Below are 21,753 nucleotides of genomic sequence, written 5' to 3'. Positions count from 1 at the left end.
CCTTCAAATCGGTGGCGATGACGGACTGTAAACGACAGTCAGGTAAAACTGCCAGTGAATGGATACGTGAGCATTGGCGGCGTTCAGCGGTGATTTAATCTCTACTTCAATTTGATGATGTCCGACCAGCGTGTGGTGGGGTTCGGACTTTTGAAATCGTGCTTGATGGCGTTGGCGAAGACGTTTGCCTTTCCTTAAATATTCTCAATTTTTTGTGCAAAGTTACTCATAAATCATCATAAATCTTCAGAATTTCCTATTTTTGCAACAAAGTTTAATAATATAGACCGTAAAGAAGGAGTTTATATGCGAATAAAAAATGTAACTATGCTTTGCCTCGCCATGATGCTCGTGGCTTGTGGACAGCAGACAAAACAAAATGAAACGTCAATGGAGTTTACAGACCAAGTAAAAGAGGCTTTTGCCAACAATGGTTGCATAGCGTTGGATAGCCTTCAGTGGACCAGAAAGCCTAAGGCTTTTGAGGTGAAGAGTGATACTATCATTATCACCACAACCCCCAAGACTGACCTATGGCAGCGCACCTACTATCATTTTCAGAATGACAATGCCCCTGTGCTACAGATGAAAACCCGCGAGAAGTTTTTCAGCTTTGTGGTCAAGACCGACTTTACGGAAAGTCATCATCGTTTTGATCAGTGCGGTGTCGTGATGTACCTTGACTCAGAAAACTGGCTGAAGGGCTCTGTGGAATATGAGAATGACGAGTACCAGCACTTGGGCAGCGTAGTTACCAATAAGGGCTACAGCGATTGGGCAACTCAGGCAATCCCTGCCGATGTAAAAACCATGTGGTATCGCTTTTCACGCCGTGAAGATGATTACTGCATCGAGTGTTCAACCGACGGTGTGACTTTCAGTCAGATGCGCATCTGCCACATGTATGCCGGTGCAGACGAAATCAGTTTCGGTGTTTATGCCTGCTCGCCAGAGGAGTCCTCGTTTACGGCAAAGTTCACCGACATGAAGATAACTGAGTGTGCATGGAAAGCCCACGATGGTCAGCAACCAGACAAGTAAGTTCCAAATTGGTGTGGAAATATGACGAACACTTGATACAACCAATATGTGTTCGCACTTGCAGCAGAAGTTGTTTGAGGTGGATGGTGTCTATCATCCGTTGTGGGTGGTCATGCAGGACGATGCTGAGGTGACGGCAGTTGTCCGTTCACGTCAGCTTCATATCTATCGTAATGGCAAGAAGGTGTTGGTGCTGGCTGGCAAAGCTGCGCCAAAGATTATCAGGGAAGATAAACTTTGTGAGATGCTTTGATTTTCAATGATGGTAGCAGCGGTAGTTGTCATCGAGGGATTTGGCTACAAGGCCGGTGAATTCTTGGCCGATGTTATCGGCTAGGAAATCGCGGAGGTTTAGGACTGAGGCGTAATATTTCTTGCTGAACCATGGCTTGGCTACTCTTTTCTTTTCGCGGCCGATGTCGCCGTTAATAGAATCACCATGAGATTCCCTGTAATTCCCTAAATATGTCTCGTCGCCAAGTAGCGACGATAATAGTTTATCAATTAACTGCTTTTGGAGTCCAATTGTTAAAGAAACGTAGCACTTTTTCCTGGTTTATAGCCCTTACCTTCTTCAAGGAAACTTGAATCTTGAAGATGGATAACCTGGCCTTCATGATTAAGTACTACAAACACGGGGAAGCCGAAACGTCCGGCATTATTGAGTCTTTGCATCAGTGCCTTAGCTTGTTCGGCCTTTTCAACACCCTCGGACTTACGAGGATTGTAGTTGACATGGATATACACAAAATTCTCGCCTATCACCTTACTGATTGTGGAGTCGTTTGTGATAAAGTCTGCAAAACGTAAGCACCAAGGACACCAGTTACCGCCCACCTGGCAAATAACATACTTTCCCTCAGACTTTGCTTTCACTACAGCCTGATCAATCTGGTCAAGCGGATTAATACTCTCGTCGTATACTTTCTTCAAAGCCGTCTGTGCATTCAATGTCATCGTCATGCAGATAGCGGCCAATAGGCTTAAAAACGTTCTTTTCATATGAATCTTTTTAGTTATGTTTAATTTCTGCTGCAAAGATAACAAAATAATCGTGAACAATCCTAAACTGGGCATGGGAAATCCCTAAACTTGAGTAGGAATTTCCCAGAATACCATATTTGTGCGATGCGAAATACTATCGGCATGGTATTTCATATATCCAAATTTCGGCGTACCTTTGCAGCAATTACTTTTGCTGTTTGAATAAATTATTGAATGGAAAGATCTATGGAACACGAGTTTACTCGCTTCGCTAGTCGAAGAACGAAAGAATCCAATTATGGCCGTCAGTACAAGGAGTACACAGGTCAAGAAGAAGGCAGAAATGCTAAGATAGGCGTTCAGGTGCTCGGTGGAGAGCTCTGGTACAATTAACGCAGTTCCACAACCCGTATGAAAGGCAGCCGAAACGCTGCCTGTTTTTTTTGTGCAAAAAAAAGGAATCATATATTACTATGAGATTCCCTGTGGTTTCAGACTTCCTATAGCTTTCTGTTGGCATATTGCTGTATGCACTCAGGTACGATGCGGGTATATGTCTCGTCGCCCAGTAGTGTTGACGTCAGCAACATATCCGCAGTAGTACGATTAGTAGCAAATGCAATATTGTAAAGCGATGCCAGTCGACTAAGGGCTGATACATCGTTCTGATGTCCCTGTACAGCGAGGTTATCGCAGAAGAATATCAGCATGTCAATCTTACCCTCAGCCAGCATAGCACCAATCTGCTGGTCGCCTCCTAATGGGCCGCTCAGCAGTCGTGTCACCTTACCCTCGAACGGGTGTTCTGTACCTTCTTCTGTACCGAATTTAAGTTCGCTAATCAGTTTACCTGTAGTGCCTGTAGCGTAAAGATGATGCTTTGAAAGTAGGTCGGCATTGAAGCGGACCCAATCCAGCAGTTCATTCTTACGTGAATCGTGTGCAACGAGTGCAATGTTAAGTGTTTCTTTCATAATAACTCCTTTCTTAAAATTAAACAATCTTCTTACCTTATCTAATACCTTTTCGGTATGTTATCCGCTGCAAAAGTAGGTATTTCTGCTTAGTATGATAACGAAATGACAATCTTTCTAAGCAGGAAACAGGAATTTCTTGGTTTAAGTCAAAGGTTTGATATAAAGCAAGGGAGCGGCATCACTGGAATGATGCTGCTCCCTACGATGATACATTATTTTATGTTGATGGCCAAATGATTTCATAGAAAACTGAAAAAGGCCTGTCATCGCGACAGGCCTATTGAAAGTTAATGTTGGCGGCTCCAATCCCATCCGCGCAACATGGCGAAGTAATCTAGGGCGGTGGTGCCGGTTTCTTGTATCGCCATGGCGGCAGCTACAGCCATCCAGCGGGCGGGCTTATCCGATGGGATGCCGATGGGCTCATCAGGGCCGATGCCGGTTAATCGGCTCACATTATCTATATACGCCCGCGTGTTGTTTTCATTCGGCGGGGCCCACTTCTGGATAATCGCTCTGATGGTGAAGAGTCGGTACGTGTGGTAGTAGGTACGCGTAAGCAGCCAGAAAGCTGCTCGCCAGCCGTACTCCATCGATTCAAACTGACAGAAACTTGCGTCAGTCTGCTGGGCCCTGAGGCCCTTCCACTTATCCTTACTACGTCGGATATTCAGCGGGTTATTGTTTCTTATTCCTCTTGGTATCATTTCTTTTCTTTTTATTAACATTAATCGGTGTACTATGTGGGAATGCGATGCTATAAGCAGCATCGAGTTCAGAGAGTTTGGGCTTGCCTACCCTGAGGGTTATCAGGGCTTTCAGGAAGTCACGATGCTTGCGAGGATAGAACTTGGGCGGCGGGAGCTCATCCCAGCCTGCTTGTTCGCACTCAATACACACATGCCAAATAAAGTCATCGGTGGCTTCAACACCGAACCACAACTTCATCACACTGCGGATGCAGAATCGCTTATACTGACCTCGCAAGAGGCGCCTTGTGCGCTCCAGCATCCGCCAGAGCTGCACAAAGCATGCTTGGTTATTTTGAATCTCCATAATCCTTAGTGACATTTGACATTCATGACAATCATGACAATCATGACACGCTTCCAAGCAACTTTCTGTACTGGGCAGGGCCGGTCTGGGTTATCAGTCCCTGCTTTCTCCAGTTTTTCAGCATCTGGTGTACTTGATTGCGCGACACTCCTGCCCCATTCACACTCACACTATGCTGTAGAGCTATATCGAAACTAAAGTCCAAATCCAACCGCTCGTAAATCGAATCGTTTTTCCCTTGACGGCGGCGCTCGTTACCTCCAATGTAGTTACGACTGCGAAAAGCGTTTTCTATTCGTTCACGGAAAAAGTAGAGCGCGTTATCCAGCAGCGAATCGGCAATCACATCATAGATATCGAGCATGGCCGGTGTCTGCACCTTGAGCAGCATATTGCGCCACAAGTCGGGATGCTGTTTCAGCTGAGTTTCTGCGCCCACGAGGCCGTGCTTCTGTATCAGCTGTTCGCACACCTTGCAGAGCATAATGCAGCACACCATGCGCTGGGTGGTGACACAGGTACGGAATCGCTCGCGAGCCTTTACACGATCGTCGTTCATCATCGACTCCAGACGAATGCGCTCCAGCCACTCGCGACCTCTGGCTTCGAGTTTGGGCAGCACTACCTCGCCCGTCATTAGTGGCAGCAAATGCGCTATCTGCTGAATACGCTCCGCTTGTCGCGAAGAGAGTATATCGGGTTTATCCCCTAACGGCGTATAGGTATTGTCGGGCGTCTGAGCCAAGGCTATACGACTCTGAAATCCGTCGGTGTAGTTGGTCACCACGCGGTATAGTGCATCGGGCGTGCCGCACATCGTGACGTTCCAAAGCAGATGCTTGATATGCACATTCACCGCCTCGGCGCTGCGGGCCTCGCGGTCGTAACGCGAGCCATCGTAGCTCTGGCGCAGCATCACAGAAAAATCACTCATGCTCGACTTCCACTTCTGCGCCACGATATCAGCTTCGGGTGTAAACGAGAAGGCGTGCTTACCCTCAACATTAGCCAATCGCTCGGCCAGGTTGGCCACCGTCGTATTAAAGGTAATGTAGCGCACAGGCAGCTTGGGTTCTTCGGGCTGATTCTTCTGGTTCTTGGCCGCATTTTTCTTGCGTCGGAATTCGTCCTCCTGCTGGATATACATATCGTCGAGCGCCTGCACTTCGCTCATCCAGGCACCAATCACAGGGTCGATAGAGCCCTTACCGCTGGCGAACTCACCAGTGATATAGGCTATCAGATTGAGTCCGCGCATCTGACCGTGAACATCGAGCTTTACGCCCGTGGCCAGCGCACCGATACAGGGACAGATAGCCGTTACTATCGGCATAGCCAACGCCGGTCCCGCTGCCGCAATGGAGTCCTTAATGCCCTGCGGCAGGCGCTTGAGGCTCAACTCCCCACCTGATGAGGAGGGGTCAGGTGTGGTCTCATCAAACTCTTCAACCTCTTTAAACGCATTTAGCGTGTCGCGCAGGCGTTGTGGAAATCCCTCGTACTTCGATGCTAAGGCGTTACGAATCTTCTGGCGCTTCTCCTCGATGGGGAACCCGTCGTAACAGGGGATGACCTGGTCGAGCCAGTCAAAGTTTTTACCGCAGATGTGCCGCAGGTCGCTGGCCAGCTGAAACGTGAGTGTATCCCTATCGCCCTCGGTAGGCTCAAACCCCTTGTTGTTCACCTCCCAGTATTTGTGGATAATTGCCTCAAATGGAATCCCGTGGTACGCCGTGGGATACTGCTTCCGTTGTTCATTAGGTTCAGCCGAATTCCCCTCCTTCGCTCGGCTCTGCCGCTTGGCTTGTCCAAGAATGAGTAAGGAGGGGTCAGGGGTGGTTTGATTAGCTGCGGTCATATCAAACAACTCATCGTCCAGAAAAAGCAGCTCATCCGCATCAGCAGTTGTTGTAAAGAACACACGGGTAATATCCTTAGCTTTGTCATCAAATTTCACACCCAGCAGTTCACTCGCCCACTGCAGGTTTTCCTCCTGCGAGAGGTCTTCGTGGCGACGAAACACCAGATGAAAGCCTTTGGTGGCCGAACGCTCTAGCATCAGCAAGCCAAGCTCATCACGCTTCGACAATACCAACTCGGGCACTCCGGCCATCTGCTTCGCCAGCCAAGCCTGCTGCTCTTGGGCAGAAAGATCTTTAGGCGCTTTGAAGTCGATATCCATACCAACCGACTTAGAAGCCGTTTTCGAACCCTTCAGCGAGCCATCATCATTGGGCAGACAGCTGTAATTAAACTGCACCAGCTGGTGTTTCTGCTCCTCGCTACCCTTGCGCACGGCCTGCAGCACCAGGGGCTGCCTCTCCGAATCGCGCAGCTGCAAGTATTCCTCTCTGTTATGGATGGGGCGCATAAACTTTGCGCCCCCATCCTTCTGGTAAACAAAGTGGCAACTCATCCTAATGCCTCCTTTTCAAATATCATCTTCAGCACCTTCCGCGATATGTTGCCAGCCTGCTGCACCAGCTTCTGCGGCAACTCGCGAAGGCAGTCATCGTCCATAGTAAACACGAAGTAATATTTATGGTTCTGTCCGTGTGATAACGAGCAGTTATCATCGCGGAATATCGGTTTGTTTTTGTGCCGTCGCGGCTTTTCGCTCATGTAGACGTTGCCATCGCGCATCCCTTGCACCTTGAAGATGCCTTGGAATGGCTCTGCCGCCACATCCTCGCAACACTCAAAGTCGAGTGTGCGCTCACCTGTTTCCAACTTGCCAAAGGCCATCAAGCCCTCAACCATTACCTGTTCTCCTAATAAGTTTGAATTTCTTGTTTTCATTTTTTTTCTAAGTTTTAAGCGAGAAGAAGATCGGATTCTTTGGCCATTTACTCGAGAACATCCTCCTCACTCCAACTCAGAAATTAATTACAGTTTTACAATCTCGTTTGCTATCACATCCATAAACACTTGTCCGTTGTACTCGTGCGTCTGGAATCGCAGATCAGCAGCCACAAGCTGATTCTCTGCCCATTCGATAGTCGCCAGATTCCCCAGCGCTATCACCACATAGCAGTTGGCATACTTGCCACCCAGCTCTTGCAGAACCAGCGTACGCTTCTGCAGCACGCCGATCTCGCTTTTCTCACTCTGTACGGAGGTCATCACTCCGCACTTCTTAACTCTAAAAATTTTACTTTCCATTTTGTTTAAAAATTTAATATTAATAATGTACGCGTAAAAACGCGCGTTAACTATTCTCAAATTCATCTGTGTATCAAAATGTCAATCAACACCGTCTACTCGATGTTTTCATCTTTCGACGATGCAAAGTTAAGTACAATATATGAACAAGGGATAGTATTGAACGATACCGTCCCTTACTATCCCCTAATATCCCCGGATATCCCTTAATATCCCTTGATATCCCTTATACTATATGATTCTATAGTGGTTTTTAAAGTATTTCTCGCTAAATCCTGCTGTTGTTGGCATGCCCATACGCACCAGCTCTGCATAGGCTGCCGATGGCATTTGTGGCAGGAGAATTCTCTTATCCTTGGCCATCTGATAAAGATACTGGCAAATCTCCTGTATACCGTGGTGAGTTACCAGGCGTTTCACCTCTTCATGAATCTGCCACTCCTCTTCGCCACTTATCGAGGGGTGGATAAACTTAAAGAGCTCTTCCTCCGGCACGTGATTAGTGATAGTAATCGTAGTTACCTGATTCAATCTCGCCAGCTCTTCATTGATGAGATGCACCATCATATCCAATTCAAATATGGCCTGAAGCTGCTTGTCGCTAAAGTCGTAGAAATGCGCCTGTATGTATTTCCCGTATTTCTTATAGTTCACAATGAGTGTGTAGCCATCCCAATGCATAAAGCGGCGCCATTTGGCACAAGCCACTATGAAATCCGCTGTCATCTCAAAATCGTAGGGAAGCAGTCCTTTCAGCGTGTCGCGATTCACCTCGTCAATCTCCTTTTGCGATGGTGTTTTAGCAAAGTCCAGCACTCCCATCTTCAATGTCTCAGCTACCACCTGCGCCTGCAGCTCACGCAGCTTGTCGATGTCGGGATAGCCGTTATCATACAGCCACGTTTCGAATCGTCTCGCCACACCTGAGCTGCTATAGTGTTGCTCCTCGATATAGAAAAATCGCTCGAATATCGCAGGATCGCAATGCATCATCGCGTTCTCAACCTCAGCCAACAGTTCACGCAGCTCGTCAAGACTCTCTTTCAGATGGTGATACACCACCTGCCCTTCCATATCGCAGCACACTGTATCGCACCACTTCCAGAACACGTCATCGCGATGTACGCCCGACGAAATACAGAAAGCCTCCAAACGCCGTCCCGGACGCAGCTCGTCGATATAGGTTGGCAAGAATTTGATTACATCTTTAATAATCATCACGAAGTAACGCACAAAGTAGATTCTGCTATCAACATCGGTGATAGTCAAATCGCAATACTGTCTGGCTATTTCTCTAACAAGGCTTATGTTCTTTTTAAGTTTGGTTAGATATTCAGGAGTAGCACTGTAGCCAGTAAGCAGAGCGCCCCCAAGTTGAGATCTTACAATCTCGTTAGTAACATTGTTCATAGTGGAATTAGGTGATTAAATTTGGTTAGTTATTCTAAAGAAAAAGACGGGCAGAAATGAAATCTTATTAAAGAAAGCAGAGACGGAGCAAAATAAGATTTTCTGTGTGCAAAGATAGTGCAAATCTTTTATCCGCCCAAATTTATACGGAAAAATCTTATGTTATCATATCTTTGCCCTCCTATAGATCATAAGTTTAACATGTTGACTAATCACAAATATTCATGTATCTAAATACATTATAGCTTCATCCTCCGTCAATTCATACTCTCCTATCAGATATTTATAGAACTTAATAGCGTCCGTTTCATACGTGGGTTAATTCCTCCTCGTTAGCTGCCAAAAAACGCTCAATGGTTCTTTCATCAACACCATAGTAATCAGCGACCATTTGCTTGGTCAAAACATACCTTCCTTCGAACTCAAGGACTTTCACCCCAAGTTCGTTCTGAATCCTGGGCAATGCCACAGTGTTATTCAGAATGTTCTGCCTCTCAATAGCAGATGTCGTTAGATCTTTTGCCATAATTACCTTTTATTTTGCAAATTTACTATATTTATCTGAAACAGCCAAATATTTCTGCTGCTCTCAAATATATAGTATAGAAAAAAGAGAAATAACAGTTCTTTTTTTCTTCATCAATTGCGATATTTTCAAGTTTTTAGCTAATTATTTGCATATTTCGCATATTTATCGTACATTTGCACCCAAACATAACATAAAAGGAGATTGAATATGGATGCACCAAATTTACAATCATCGCCATTCACCCCATTCCAGATTGAGATGCTGGAACTTATTTCCAGAGTCAAATCTGAAGAGGAGATGAAAGACATTCGCCGCTTGCTCGGACAGTATTTCGCCAAGCAGGCAGAAGATGCCATGGATCGTCTTTGGGACGAAGGCAAAATCAATGATACCGTCATTGAAGAATGGAAGAACGAACACATGCGCACGCCATATAACCAATGATGAACATCGTTCTTGATACCAATTGTCTGCTGATGTCTCTCTCGCGTCGCAGCCAATACTATCCCGTCTGGCGAGATTTCGTAGATGGCAAATATACTCTTTGCGTTACCAATGAGATCTTGGCCGAATACGAAGAGATTCTTACCCAAAAGGTTGGTCCTCAGATTGCATCCAATATCATTCAAGCCCTTCTCGACCTCCCAAATACTAGAATGGTTCAGGTGTATTATCATCTTCGCCTTATCACAGCCGATCCTGACGATGACAAGTTCGTGGATTGTGCCTTTAAAGCCAACGCAAAATACATCGTAACCCAAGACCATCATTACGATGTTCTCCGCAACACTCCATTCCCCAAAATCGAGGTTATTGATATCGACGAGTTTCTGAGTATTCTGCGATAGCTTCACTATTTTACGATTTCAATCTTCCATCCCATTTTCAGAACTTCGTTGATTTTATCCAGCATCTTCTTTTTGTCCTTGGTGCTGCTATGAGTCAGCACATATAATCCTGGAGCTGCTTCACGCTGAGCATGCCCATACTTCTTGTCTTTTGTGGTAGATACAAGATTAACGCGACAGAATTTAAGTCCTAGTTCACGAACCTTAACCAATCCAGCCTCAACGATAGCTGCGGTGAATGTGGTTGCAGCATCATGCTCTTGCAAAACAGACTTATCTTTTCTGTATATGCAGAGTCCCGTCTTGGGAGCTATCTTACCCGACTTGTTTTTTCTTGGTCCCAACTCCTTGTGTTCTACCTCAGGATCAATTTCCAAGAGTTTCGCGTCTATCAGTTCAGCAATGTTCTTCTTACGAGACAACGATACACGTACTGGCTCGTCAGGATGATAGTCAACCACCAACACCAGCTCGCGTTGAACAGGTTTTAATGCAGGAGCAATGGTTTCTGTTACCACAGGGAGGATTTCCTTCTTTATGATTTCCTCCTCCAGTTTACCAACTTTCTTCTCGAGGTCATCAGTCGAGACTCCCTCTTTTCGCAATGTTTCCATTGCCTTGTATAAATCGCTCAGACGTGACATAATTCTTCTTGTTAAATGATTGTTATGTTGTTTTTGTTTATTCTGGGGTAACTAACTCTACAGACATTCTTATATTTAATGAACGAGCGATTCTACTTAAAAATAGTTTTTTAGCATTAGTAGACATATGTGTACAAACATACCAATCATTCCCAAGGAAATTCATTTGTTTACGATTATCTCTCTCTTTCACAATGAATGGCAATCCATCTACTTTAAAATTAGTAGATTCTGCAATCTTTTCAGGCCCAATTCTTTTTATGGCACTAACAAAGATCTCTGTTGCCTTTGAGCCAGCTATAACCTTACCCTCTATTTTAACTTTAAGAGTCTTTGCTGGCGATTTTCTTTTTCTAACAATAATTTCTTCCATTGCTTATTCTTCTATTATTTTAATTTCATCTTTAGTCAAATCATACAACTTATATACAATTTCATCTATCCTTGATTCCTCATCTTGCGTATCTGCATAATTATTTTGTTTTTTATTTTCCATTACGGAAATTACAAGTTTCCTTAAGTCAAGTTGAACGTCATCCTGTATATCAGGAATTGGTAAATTATCTATTTCATATCCATTGACATTACTATTGGTGCTAAAACATCTAAAGAACCAATTTATCAATTTTGAATTCAAAATACCTAATAATGCATAAATATCAATTCCTTCTGGGGCAGAAAGATAATTACAAGAATTAGCAAGATAATACCCTTCTGGAACCAATGCCATAACAATACGAACCTTATCGTTTGCACCAGTCATACCTTGCATTGCAATACGTTGATAATTGTGATGTTTGGATTTCTCAGTATTACCATAATCTCTAAGATACATCTTCTCATCTAGGTATTCTATCTCACCCTGACTCATCTGTAATGTATAATAATATCTCTGAATAGCCGCACCTTTTAATATTGTTGGATTAGTTCTTTTATCAGTAAAATACTTCTTGTGAAACGTCATATTTAGTTCTCCTTCGATGCATTTCAAACCAAAATGTTTACAATTGATTATCTTAATAACAATAGGAGTATATTCTGACTTTAATCTAGGAATAGCGTAATCAACAGCATCCATAGATTTTATCTCAATATTGTTAAACTTTGTCTCTAATCCTGATTTTTTATATTTGTCATCCCATATATATACTTGAAAATAATCCTTAGTTTTTCTTTTCCTAACAATTGGGATGCAGACACTCATTTTAACACTCTCAAACACCCGTTTCTTTTTGCTATCTCTTTCTGGAAAAGAATCAATAGATATGAATTGTGCATTCTCAAATATGTGCTTTCTTAAACATGTTGCCTGTCGATCCGCCAAAAGCGAATTCTGACATATTACACACATAATTCCGTCTTCTCTACACAAAACATTTAAAGCATTAGCTATAAAAAGTTTATAGGCATTTAATTTCCCTCCAAAAGCGATTTTATATTCCTTTATGTTTCGTAATTCTTTTATTTCACCAACATGATTCTCTTGATAAACGAAATAAGGTGGATTACCAATAACTATATCAAAACCGCCTTGCGAGAACACATCAAAGAACCATGTATGCCATAAAAAGAACTGATCATTACCGTTCAAATTAACATTAATAGCATTAACATTTACATGTTGTTCTATTAATTGGTTCTCAACATTTTCCAGTATTTCTGCTTTTAGTTTCTTCTTATCATCTCTATTAGTACAATCATAATATTGAGTTATCATAATACGCATCTCTCGTCTATAAACGTCAAGCATATCCTCAAAAAGCGAAAGAGACTCATTTTTGTTCCATTTTGCTTCTGTCATTGTTGACAAATCAATTCCTTTATATTGCTCCAGCAACGAGTTACCTTGCATAATCTTGAAGTCGAGGTTTGGCAACGCTTGTGGAGTTTCTTCGTCAACAATCAGCGATAGCCAGAAACGGAGGCGAGCAATGTCTACTGCACCACGTTCAATATCTACACCATATATATTCTGCTGGATGATGTGTTTCTTGATTTCTGCGGCTTTGCTTTGAGTAATGCCTTCAAGAGCTGTACGACATAAAAACAACTCTTTCAGTAATCCCATGGGGAATGCACCCGATCCAATGGCTGGGTCGCAAATCTTCACATCTTTCAGTCGTTGATCTACATTCTCAGGCAAATGCTCTTGCACCTTGTGGTTTGTAACAAATTCGCGAATAGCCTCTTTCTGCTGTTCGTTTTCAATGTCTGTCTGCAAATAGGCTATCAGACTTTCACGACACATGTAACTAACAATCTCCTTTGGCGTATAGAAAGCACCTTTATCCTTATTATCCTCAAGCAGATTCTCGAAGATACGACCAAGCATTTCTGGGTCTACGCCAACCTCTGCATCGTCAGGATCGTTCTCGTCGATAGTGAAGTTGTAAGATGCGAAGAAGTCGAGCATACTCTTCATATACTTAGCCGGCAACGGGAAGGCTGTCTCATCAGTAGCCTCACGTTCAAACAATCCTCCATTAAGATATGGTACGCGTATGTTTCTGCCAACTTTTGGCGATACCAAATCATTGGCACGCTCTGAGTTCAAATCGTCAAATAGTGGTTCGAGAACTTCATCCACAAAGTGGTCCTTGTCAGTAGAATTCTCGAATAGAGTCTGGATAAACTCAGTATCTCCCTCACCCCACTCTTTATTGACGGGCACACCCATCCAGCCTTTCTTCTGTAGGAACTGAAGGAACACGATGCGTCCCATCAACTTCTTAACATAGTCGCGAACGGCTTTTTCGGGATTCTGGAATCGGGCAAACTCCTGCATAATCTCCTCGCAAGGATCGTTCTTAATCTGCTCTTCCCACTTATTGGCCACCTTAACCATTCGCTTACCTGTAACATACTGGATAATGTCTTCGTATTGCTTTTTGTAGCCATCAAAGAACATATCGCTCACTGCATCTACCGAGAAGGCTTTGGTAAGGTCTTTTAGTGATAGTGAACTATCACGCAATTTCTCGAACTGCTGAATAGCTGTACGGCTACGATGCCCTTCGCCAAGAAGATAAGTGAAACGGCGGGTATCGGTAGACTCCTTCTGATAACTACCATCATCGGCAAATTTCCACGATTCGCTGACGTAAGAGAATCGAAGAACGCTCTCGTTCTTACGATAGCAGAACATAAACGCTCCAGCATTGCCGTTATTGCGCCACGAGCTCAACAGCATATCACGTATACCACGACGATTACGCTCTATATCAACACTATCAGATAGTTCAACCTCATAAATAGCAATGGTCTGTTCATCGCTCAACGTGATTGTACCAAGCCAGAGTGCTTGTTTGGCAAACGGGCTGCTTGTGGGTACAACTGATGGTGTAGCCCAGAACTTTTCTTTTCCGTTGAATATGTCATGCAGCAGTTTCTGCCAACTCTCACGATTATATCTCGATTCAATAATAGGTCTGTAATCCATATCTTGAGGTTATTTAAACGATTCTGATAAAATGATAGTAGCATCCGATTCCTCTTCTGCCTTTTGGGTGTCGCGATAATAAGCGTTATAGTGATTAGCCATTTCCAGGACTTGTTTCAAGGCGTCATCGAAAGTCATCTTTGCTTTGCTACCACCTTGTCGCATCAAGTCTTTCTGTATTCGCTGCAAGCGTTTAGCTATGTAGGTAATGGTACCTCGCTCAGCAAGTTCCTTCAGTTGGACAAGTTTCAGGCGTGTATCACCATCTTCTATGTGGGGTAACATGCTGTTAATCAAGCTAACAGCTGTTGTTACCTGGGCACCAAGATTACTGCGCTGACCTTGATTCGACTCTTCCTCCTGAAGTTCCTCTTCCTTTGCAGCTTTGAATTTTATGACTGCCTTATCTACATGGTCGTGGTGTTGGGCTATTCTTGGCACAGCCTTCTCCTCGGGCGTGGCCTTGAAATAGCTCAAAGCATCAAGTACAGAAAGCTCCCTGGTTTGTTCATCGTTTACAAGATAGAACAGCTTGCGGAAATTAGTTTTCAGGAATACCAGCGTATCATTAGTAAGCGTTACTCCATCTATTTCACGTGGTTCACGACCAGTTCTACTACGAAGTGACAAGCGTTCTATGCGTCGATATTCTCTGCGGTTTTGCTGATACAGACTGCGCAATTCCTCGTAATATGGAAGTTCAAGATTACGATCTTCCTGCTCGCGCTTAATTCCTTCTTTAAAGAGTTTATCCAAGTCGCGATCAATAATCTCTTCAGTGGAGTAAATCTGGTTGTCCTCGCCAAAAGTAGTGTGAAAGGTTTGTATCTTACTAAGCGCAATCTGGTTCAGCTTAATTTGCTTATTACCCTGCCGCGATGGATAGAACACATAATTATATATAGTGTCCGACTTAGATCCGATTCGATTAACACGACCAATACGTTGCATCAGTCGAGTCGAATTCCAAGGGGTATCATAATTAATAATAATGTTTGAACGATGCAGGTTTACACCTTCAGCAAGTACATCTGATGTAAGGATGATGTTATAATCATTCTTTTTAGTTTTCCAGTTGGCATCAAAATTCTCGCGGATAGTCTTAAACAACTGGCTGCGGTTCTGGGCTGATATTACCAGTACATCATCACGCCCTATGCGTTTAGCCAGATATTCTACAGTATCAACCGACTCGGAGAATACTACAAGCTTTCCCTCGATATTCTTGTCGCTCTTAAAGAGTTCGTGTTTCAACAAGTCTTCGAACTTGGCAAACTTTGAATCGTCATCATCGCTGATACACTCCCACTCCAACCACATATCATCGAGTAGTTTCTGATCATCACGAAGCATGTCGATATATTCTGGCTTAAAGTCATCACGCTTAAACACAGCGTTCTTTGGGTTTATTTCAGCCTTCTCGTTCAGTTTCTCTTCTATTTCATCTTCGCTGAGTCCCTTATCAATCAACTGGTTAATATCCATATCGGGAGCTATAAATATCTTATCATTCTCCCACATGGTTAGCATATTCTGATTTGCTTGGCGGAAATTGTCGAGCGATTTTCTAAAAGCATAGAAACTGCTTTCCAGTCGTTTTACCAATCCATTCTTACGGATACCTGCCAAACTGCGGCTTATCACTTCTGCATTGTCATAAAGGCCATTCGAAACCTCGGGCTTCAAGTAGGCAATTGCTTGGTAACGTGCATAATGAAGTCCCTTATCAAGCGTCTTCATGGCATCCTCAAAGAGGTTAGCCAGATGGTCGTTAAGCTCATACTCTTTCTTGATTGGATTCGCCACCTTAGGGAATCCACTAATATCTTTGTTGTAACGAACCACACTCTCAATATCAGTACGGGTACGGCGCACGGTCAGAGGTTTTATTACCCTATCTCTTACTCGTTCAGCCAACTTCTTAAACTGCCTGATATCAAAATTCTCTTGTTTGCGGAACTTGCGGAATTCTACAACCAATGGTGAGAAGAATGCCGTAAGATTTGGTACACCATCTATGGTACAATGGCGTGGGTCTTGGAACATCAGGATCTGATAATAGATATCAGCAGGCGTATTGTTCATAGGGGTAGCCGAAATCAGCATCACCTTCTTCTTATAGCCTGGTATGTTGCCCGTTTCTACGCGCGGCATTTTACATATCTCCTGTAGTTGCTGGAAAGCACCCGTAGTGTGATTACGGAATTTATGCGCTTCGTCTACAAGCACAAGGTCGTACTCGTCGGCATTCCAAATCTTATAGTAATCATCGTCCAACACCTTGTTCAGACTACCATTTGAAACAAAACAAGCATACTTCTCAATACCAAAGTCTTTAAATGTGGTTATCCAGTTCTGCTCTACTGCAGGTGGGTATACCACCAGAATCTTGGTATTATCACGACCATTCTCTATCAAGAACTTCTTAGCTATCATGGTGGCAATCACCGTCTTACCAAGTCCCACAACATCTGCCAAGAAGAAACCATCATAGCGAATCAACTTTTGATAGCCTTCGACTACGGCGTCCATCTGATATTCAAACTTATCGTATCCTTCTGGCATATCGAATGGATCATCCTGGTCTACAGCTAACACGCGGTCGGAGAAGTATTCCATCAGCATCTTGATATATAACTCGTATGGAGTTACATCGCCTTTAAGATAGGTCTTATCAAGTGCAGCCTGATAGTCTTCGGCATTAATGGGTACATTCTTAGCTTCCTCCCAGAGTAGTTCAAATTCATGTTTGGCAAAAGCCACATCCTCGTACTGGGTTAACTTTACATTAAACTCATATTGTTTATCATCGCCAATACCCAATCCATTGCCACTAAGGTTACTACTACCAGTTATGGCAGTACCTAGTGTATGTTGATTAAAGTTGTCTGGGTAAAGTATATACAGCTTAGCATGAATCTTCTTAGAAGGATGAGCACGTAGTTCAAGTTTTCCATCAATCATGTCTTGAACCATCTGAAGCATACCATCTTCTACCTTCTTGGTATAGTGTGACTGTTCGATATCTTGTCTCAACATGCGGAGACATTCTTCTTTCACCTCATCTTCTGCACCAAAAAAGAGTTCACCTTTCTGGTGGGCTCTGGCTATATATTTGTCTACATCGATACCAATCAATATGCGGACCTTGTTAATACCATCAAGAAACGGACGCAAAGTGAAATAGCCTGATGCACGCAGAAAACCCACAACTGCATCAAGATTCTTAACCTGAGGATTATTCTCAAGAATACCCTCAAATTCCTTCATCAAAGTATTCCCGTCTCTGTTAGTAAAGAAACGAGAAGACATAGGTACGTCAGCCATATCTACGCTATAGTTTTAGAGCGAAAGGACTCTGTTCGGATTAGAATAGGCACTAAGAACCATAGGACATGAAAAAGCGCGGATTGGCGCTTATCAATGTCCCCAGGTCCTAGGATAACCTATTTACGAAGATAAGTCCAGTCCACGCCAAAGCGTAGACGCTGGCACTTATTCGTTTCGTAAATGTCTATTGAATTTCCTAGGTTCAGGGACATTACCGAATATAGCACAAACGCTATGTTATTTTTTCCTATAAAGTCTCACCGACGCCCACCCTTGGGCTACCATGCTCTTTCTTAAGGAGTTAGGTTGTACTTATAGTACAATCAGCCAGTGATCATTTGCAAAGGTACAAAAAGTTTTGGAATTGCAAGCAAAAATCCAAGAAAAAGACAGATTTTTGCGAAAAAGCTTGGAAGGTATTGATAGATTTCGTATCTTTGCAGGGTGAAAGGAAACGATTTCCTCCCGCTGAAATGAAAGAGTAGCACCGTAATCGGTTTAGCAAATCAGTTCAGCTTTTTTTATTCACCAGAGTGTCATGATTGTCATTGTCATGATTGTCATTAAGGATTTTGAAGTTGGAAGGGGGAAATATGCTCTATATTAAATATATTATTTATAATATATTTAATATAGGACTAAAAATGAAAGTCGAAAAGCTTAATGACATTTGACAATCGTGACAATCGTGACAATCACTAAAATTTTTCAAAAAAAGTTGGAAAAACATTCGAAAACCGCAATCAAATATTCGTACCTTTGCAACGTCAAAATAAAGATAAGAGGAGGCGCTCTCACGCGAGAAAAGAATCTCCCACGTGCACTAAGAAATTCTGCCACACGTGACCGCAAACCAACATCGAAGTTGAGACAATAAAAGAGTAAAAATGTAAAACGGTAAAAATTTTAACAACAACACAAAAACAAAATTAGAATTATGGCACTTAAAGTTAAAGCACAAGAGAAATTGCAGAAGATTGGCACCTATGCGGGCACTTACCGCTACATCATGATGCCGGAGTTGTACACCGCACTGACCCAGGAGAAGGTGATTAAGGAGGCTGCCCTGCGCAGCGGCGTGAGCAAGGGAGTAATGCAGGCATGCTGGGATGCAGCCGGCGAGGTGATCAAGGCATGGGCCACTGAGGGCCACTCGGTAGCGCTGCCAGGTCTGGGCACCATGCGATTCGGTCTGCGCGCCAAGTCGGTCGAGAAGGTGGACGAGGTAAAGAGCGGACTCATCTCCAGCCGCCGCATCATCTTCACCCCAGATACCGACCTGAAGAGCGAGCTGGCTAAGACCGCCGTGCAGATTACCTGCTACGACCGCGATGGCAAGGAGGTGAAGCGTGTTACCTCTACCAGCGGTGAGGTTGAGGATCCTGAGGATACCTCAGGCGGTGAGAGCCAGAATGGTGGTTCGCAGAATGGCGGCGGCCAGGGTGGCAACACAGGCGGAAACGGAGGCGGTGAGCCTAACCCCGACGGAAGCACTGAAGATTAGTGGTTGGGGCGAAAGCCCCCCACTTTAAAGAAAGTTCAAAGTTCAAAGTTCAAAGTTATGAGTAAGAAAGAAAGCATTAAGTTTATCGTGCAGCTGATTGCATCGATTGCGACTGCGATCGTGACGGCACTGGGAGCTACCTCGTGCATGGGGTATTAGAAAACGGCTCGACACAAAGTAGTAATAGTGGAAATCTAAATCAAAGGAGACGGTTCCTGCGATCATTATTGATCAACAGAACCGTCCCCTTTGATTTGATTTTATAATCGTCCATGTTTTATTTGCAAATTTTCCAGAAGCCATTCTTATTTGCACCCACACGCTCAATAAGCCCCTTTTTCTTCATAGCTGCCAGGATACGTTCACATTGACGAGCCTTAACTCCCAACATTTCAGCCATTTGTACGGCTGTGGCTGCAGGTATCTTTGAGATGTGAGACAGAATTTTTCTTTCGTTTTCCGAAAGATTTATTCCGTCATTTATTCCGTCATTTATTCCGTCATCAGCATTAATTCGTCCCAAGTTGGGCTGTACACTCCATTCCTGGGTGGGGTTTATATGAAGATAGCGATTACGCAAATCCCATTGTTCGCCAAGCAACAAATTTCGGAAGAATCGCTCCAGATATACAGGCGAATAATCGATACCCTTTACAGCATTTTTATAATTGGCACGTACCAAAGCATTACGGAAGTACCAAGAGTGATTGGCAAACATTTCGTTATTTACCTTAAAGCCAATATGTCGCAGATAAAGAATAGTAAACACAGCCGTGGTACGGGTATTACCTTCGCCAAAGGCATGAATCTGCCAAATGCCCGATACAAAGCTGGCAATATGCGCAATCATCACATCATGCGAAATGCCTTTATAACTAAACTTGCGTTCCTGCTCAAGATCGTAATCTAATGCACGCTGCAAGTCTTCCCAATTCAGGTAGTTCACGGTATCGCCCTCAAGCACCCACTCTTTCTTGGTGATATTATAATCGCGCACTTTGCCGGCATGATTAAACACACCCTCAAAAATTCTGCGATGCAGCGATATGATGCCATTCGAACTAAAATCAAATGTTTCCGACGAGAGAATCTTGGTGATATTAGCAGACACCTTATCTGCCTCCTGTTTCTCATTGTCATCTGGCTCACGAACCGATTTCGACTGATAATAAGACTTTATCAACTCACGTGCCTGATCGATATCTATATCGCCCTCAATATGCTTGCGAGCCGTTTCTTTAAGATAATCAGACGTCTTTAAACCATCAACAGCTTGAAGTCCGATAGCAGTCTGCCAATACTCAGCCTTTTCCTTTTTTCCAGGCTCTCCTTGGCGGATATACTCATCAAAGTCGATATACTTATTATCTTTTGTCATCACTTTGCTAATTATTATGCAAAGATAGCAAAAATATTTATAAGCACCAAAGTTTTCAGCAGAAATGTTGGTTTCCTTTTTTGTTATAAGATTCTAAAACCAATGGCAAAGATGGCGATAATTGCGGGGAATTGACTATCTTTGCGCAAAACTTTAAGATTATGCGCGTAAAAAGATTATTAGATTTCTTGGATGCTTCGCCAGTGAACTTCCTGGCTGCACGAAATATCGCCAGCGAACTGGAGAAGGCTGGCTATCGCAAACTGGACCCTCGCGAGCCTATAGGCCCAGTGAAGGCGGGCGACAAACTGTATGTAACCAAAAACGACTCGTCGGTCTATGCCTTCCATATCGGACGACAAACAATGGCCGAAGCGGGCTTCCGCATGATCTGCGCCCACTGCGACTCGCCTACCTTCCGCATCAAGCCCCATGCCGAGATGCTGTGCGAAGGGGGCATCGTGAAACTGAATACCGAGGTGTATGGCGGGCCTATCATGTCGACATGGTTCGACCGTCCGCTCACCATCGCAGGACGTGTGATTGTGCGTGGCGAGAATGCTCTCAACCCCAAGACACTGCTGCTGCACGTAAAACGTCCGCTGCTGCAGATCAGCAATCTCGCCATCCACTTCAACCGTCAGGTGAACGACGGCGTGAAGCTGAGCAAACAGAAGGATATGCTGCCTATCTTAGGCATTATCAACGATGAGCTGGAAAAGGGGAATCTGCTGATGAACATCATCTGCAGCGAACTCAGCATCAAGCCCGAGGAGGTGCTCGACTTCGACCTCTATCTGGCCGACGCTACCCCAGCCTGCACGTTTGGTGCGCACGACGAGTTCCTGTCGTCAGGGCGACTCGACGACCTCTCGATGTGCTTTGCCGGACTGGAGGCGATGGTGGATACCGATACGACGGATGCCACGAAGGTGCTGGCTATCTTTGACAACGAGGAGACGGGCTCGCAGACCAAGCAGGGTGCCGCCAGTCCGTTCTTAGCCATGATGCTGCAGCGCATAGCCCTGGCTCAGAGCGGCAGCGAGGAGGCATGGTATCAGGCCATAGAGCGGGCGTTTATGGTTTCGGCCGATAATGCGCACGCCTGGCACCCCAACTACAGCGAGAAGTACGACCCCACCAACCATCCTGTGCTGGGCGGCGGTCCGGTCATCAAGTTCAATGCGTCGCAGAAGTATGCCAGCGATGCTGTTTCGGCAGCGGTGTTTGCCGAGATCTGTCGCGAGGCGGGCGTGCCCTGTCAGTACTTTGTGAACCACTCGGATGTGGCTGGCGGCAGCACATTAGGAAATATCCTGGCCTCATCCATCCCCCTGCGTGGTGTGGATATGGGTAATGCCATCCTGGCGATGCACAGTTGCCGCGAAACAGGCAGCGTGGCCGACCACCTCTATGCACTCAAGGCTTTTACGCAGTTCTTCGAATAAATC

22 protein-coding genes and 1 pseudogene are annotated in these 21,753 nt (G+C 44.3%); 8 read left to right on the top strand and 15 right to left on the bottom strand.

Annotation, left to right across the window (positions count from 1 at the left end):
* Positions 1-101 precede the first annotated feature (101 nt).
* Positions 102-170: pseudogene (locus T491_RS17670) on the bottom strand (DUF4113 domain-containing protein); the annotation flags it as partial.
* Between the two features lie 136 nt (positions 171-306).
* Between T491_RS17670 and T491_RS0108650 the strand changes: the two are divergent.
* Both T491_RS0108650 and T491_RS0108645 read left to right on the top strand, forming a co-directional pair.
* A complete protein-coding gene (locus tag T491_RS0108650) occupies positions 307-1,041 on the top strand; it encodes a DUF1349 domain-containing protein (protein WP_231480224.1) in 735 nt (244 codons plus the stop codon).
* Positions 1,042-1,087: 46 nt separating this feature from the next.
* Positions 1,088-1,294 carry a hypothetical protein gene (locus T491_RS0108645; protein WP_028903538.1) on the top strand — a complete coding sequence of 69 codons (207 nt, stop codon included), beginning with the start codon at positions 1,088-1,090 and terminating at the stop codon, positions 1,292-1,294.
* A gap of 275 nt (positions 1,295-1,569) precedes the next feature.
* Here the strand turns inward: T491_RS0108645 and T491_RS16095 are convergent, their stop codons facing one another.
* Positions 1,570-2,043 carry a thioredoxin family protein gene (locus T491_RS16095; protein WP_231480223.1) on the bottom strand — a complete coding sequence of 158 codons (474 nt, stop codon included), beginning with the start codon at positions 2,041-2,043 and terminating at the stop codon, positions 1,570-1,572.
* Positions 2,044-2,259: 216 nt separating this feature from the next.
* On the opposite strand from T491_RS16095, the gene T491_RS17665 reads away from it, so the two are divergent.
* Positions 2,260-2,418: a hypothetical protein gene (locus tag T491_RS17665; protein WP_155993448.1), complete on the top strand. Its 159-nt coding sequence runs from the start codon at positions 2,260-2,262 to the stop codon at positions 2,416-2,418.
* A 107-nt stretch (positions 2,419-2,525) separates the two neighbouring features.
* Here T491_RS17665 and T491_RS0108630 read toward each other — a convergent pair whose 3' ends face one another.
* From T491_RS0108630 to T491_RS0108590, 8 genes are all read right to left on the bottom strand, one after another.
* A complete protein-coding gene (locus T491_RS0108630) occupies positions 2,526-2,999 on the bottom strand; it encodes a methylglyoxal synthase (protein WP_051523066.1) in 474 nt (157 codons plus the stop codon).
* A 290-nt stretch (positions 3,000-3,289) separates the two neighbouring features.
* Complete coding sequence (locus T491_RS0108620; RefSeq protein ID WP_051523065.1) at positions 3,290-3,709, bottom strand: hypothetical protein; 420 nt, start codon at positions 3,707-3,709, stop codon at positions 3,290-3,292.
* The gene (locus tag T491_RS17035) at positions 3,681-4,058 is read right to left on the bottom strand and encodes a hypothetical protein (RefSeq protein ID WP_231480222.1); all 378 of its coding nucleotides are present in this window, start codon (positions 4,056-4,058) and stop codon (positions 3,681-3,683) included. The genes T491_RS0108620 and T491_RS17035 overlap by 29 nt, the downstream gene beginning before the upstream one ends.
* A 40-nt stretch (positions 4,059-4,098) precedes the next feature.
* Positions 4,099-6,474: a DUF3987 domain-containing protein gene (locus T491_RS0108610; protein WP_028903534.1), complete on the bottom strand. Its 2,376-nt coding sequence runs from the start codon at positions 6,472-6,474 to the stop codon at positions 4,099-4,101.
* On the bottom strand, positions 6,471-6,857 hold the full coding sequence (locus T491_RS0108605; RefSeq protein WP_155950082.1) for a hypothetical protein: 387 nt from the start codon (positions 6,855-6,857) through the stop codon (positions 6,471-6,473). Before T491_RS0108605 ends, T491_RS0108610 begins: the two co-directional genes overlap by 4 nt.
* Positions 6,858-6,944: 87 nt before the next feature.
* Positions 6,945-7,220, bottom strand: a complete 276-nt coding sequence (locus T491_RS0108600; protein ID WP_028903532.1) for a hypothetical protein — start codon at positions 7,218-7,220, stop codon at positions 6,945-6,947.
* A gap of 231 nt (positions 7,221-7,451) precedes the next feature.
* Complete coding sequence (locus T491_RS0108595; RefSeq protein ID WP_155950081.1) at positions 7,452-8,630, bottom strand: hypothetical protein; 1,179 nt, start codon at positions 8,628-8,630, stop codon at positions 7,452-7,454.
* Positions 8,631-8,937: 307 nt separating this feature from the next.
* Positions 8,938-9,156 (bottom strand): hypothetical protein, encoded by a 219-nt coding sequence (locus T491_RS0108590; RefSeq protein ID WP_028903530.1) that lies wholly within the window; start codon positions 9,154-9,156, stop codon positions 8,938-8,940.
* 210 nt (positions 9,157-9,366) lie between these two features.
* On the opposite strand from T491_RS0108590, the gene T491_RS0108585 reads away from it, so the two are divergent.
* Positions 9,367-9,603, top strand: coding sequence for a hypothetical protein (locus T491_RS0108585; RefSeq protein WP_028903529.1), 237 nt, complete (start codon positions 9,367-9,369; stop codon positions 9,601-9,603).
* Positions 9,600-10,007 (top strand): putative toxin-antitoxin system toxin component, PIN family, encoded by a 408-nt coding sequence (locus T491_RS0108580; protein WP_028903528.1) that lies wholly within the window; start codon positions 9,600-9,602, stop codon positions 10,005-10,007. The genes T491_RS0108585 and T491_RS0108580 overlap by 4 nt, the downstream gene beginning before the upstream one ends.
* Positions 10,008-10,012: 5 nt before the next feature.
* On the opposite strand, the gene T491_RS0108575 is transcribed toward T491_RS0108580, so the two are convergent.
* From T491_RS0108575 to T491_RS0108560, 4 genes are all read right to left on the bottom strand, one after another.
* Positions 10,013-10,621, bottom strand: a complete 609-nt coding sequence (locus T491_RS0108575; RefSeq protein WP_231480221.1) for a hypothetical protein — start codon at positions 10,619-10,621, stop codon at positions 10,013-10,015.
* A gap of 67 nt (positions 10,622-10,688) precedes the next feature.
* Complete coding sequence (locus T491_RS0108570) at positions 10,689-11,024, bottom strand: hypothetical protein (RefSeq protein WP_028903526.1); 336 nt, start codon at positions 11,022-11,024, stop codon at positions 10,689-10,691.
* Between the two features lie 3 nt (positions 11,025-11,027).
* Positions 11,028-14,090: an N-6 DNA methylase gene (locus tag T491_RS16085; RefSeq protein ID WP_051523064.1), complete on the bottom strand. Its 3,063-nt coding sequence runs from the start codon at positions 14,088-14,090 to the stop codon at positions 11,028-11,030.
* A gap of 9 nt (positions 14,091-14,099) precedes the next feature.
* Complete coding sequence (locus T491_RS0108560) at positions 14,100-17,402, bottom strand: helicase-related protein (protein ID WP_028903525.1); 3,303 nt, start codon at positions 17,400-17,402, stop codon at positions 14,100-14,102.
* A gap of 955 nt (positions 17,403-18,357) precedes the next feature.
* Here T491_RS0108560 and T491_RS0108550 point away from each other — a divergent pair.
* Together T491_RS0108550 and T491_RS17660 are read left to right on the top strand one after the other, a co-directional pair.
* Positions 18,358-18,924 (top strand): DNA-binding protein, encoded by a 567-nt coding sequence (locus T491_RS0108550; protein ID WP_028903524.1) that lies wholly within the window; start codon positions 18,358-18,360, stop codon positions 18,922-18,924.
* Positions 18,925-18,981: 57 nt separating this feature from the next.
* On the top strand, positions 18,982-19,083 hold the full coding sequence (locus tag T491_RS17660) for a smalltalk protein (RefSeq protein ID WP_155950080.1): 102 nt from the start codon (positions 18,982-18,984) through the stop codon (positions 19,081-19,083).
* Between the two features lie 118 nt (positions 19,084-19,201).
* Here the strand turns inward: T491_RS17660 and T491_RS0108545 are convergent, their stop codons facing one another.
* Complete coding sequence (locus T491_RS0108545) at positions 19,202-20,302, bottom strand: Fic family protein (RefSeq protein ID WP_028903523.1); 1,101 nt, start codon at positions 20,300-20,302, stop codon at positions 19,202-19,204.
* Positions 20,303-20,463: 161 nt separating this feature from the next.
* On the opposite strand from T491_RS0108545, the gene T491_RS0108540 reads away from it, so the two are divergent.
* On the top strand, positions 20,464-21,750 hold the full coding sequence (locus T491_RS0108540; RefSeq protein ID WP_028903522.1) for a M18 family aminopeptidase: 1,287 nt from the start codon (positions 20,464-20,466) through the stop codon (positions 21,748-21,750).
* The last annotated feature ends 3 nt before the right edge of the window (positions 21,751-21,753 follow it).

Origin of the sequence: Prevotella sp. P6B4 (assembly GCF_000619985.1) — a bacterium.
GTDB lineage: Bacteria > Bacteroidota > Bacteroidia > Bacteroidales > Bacteroidaceae > Prevotella.
The sequence above is the reverse complement of the archived record's forward strand: the minus strand, read 5'-3'. Positions and strand labels throughout refer to the sequence as shown.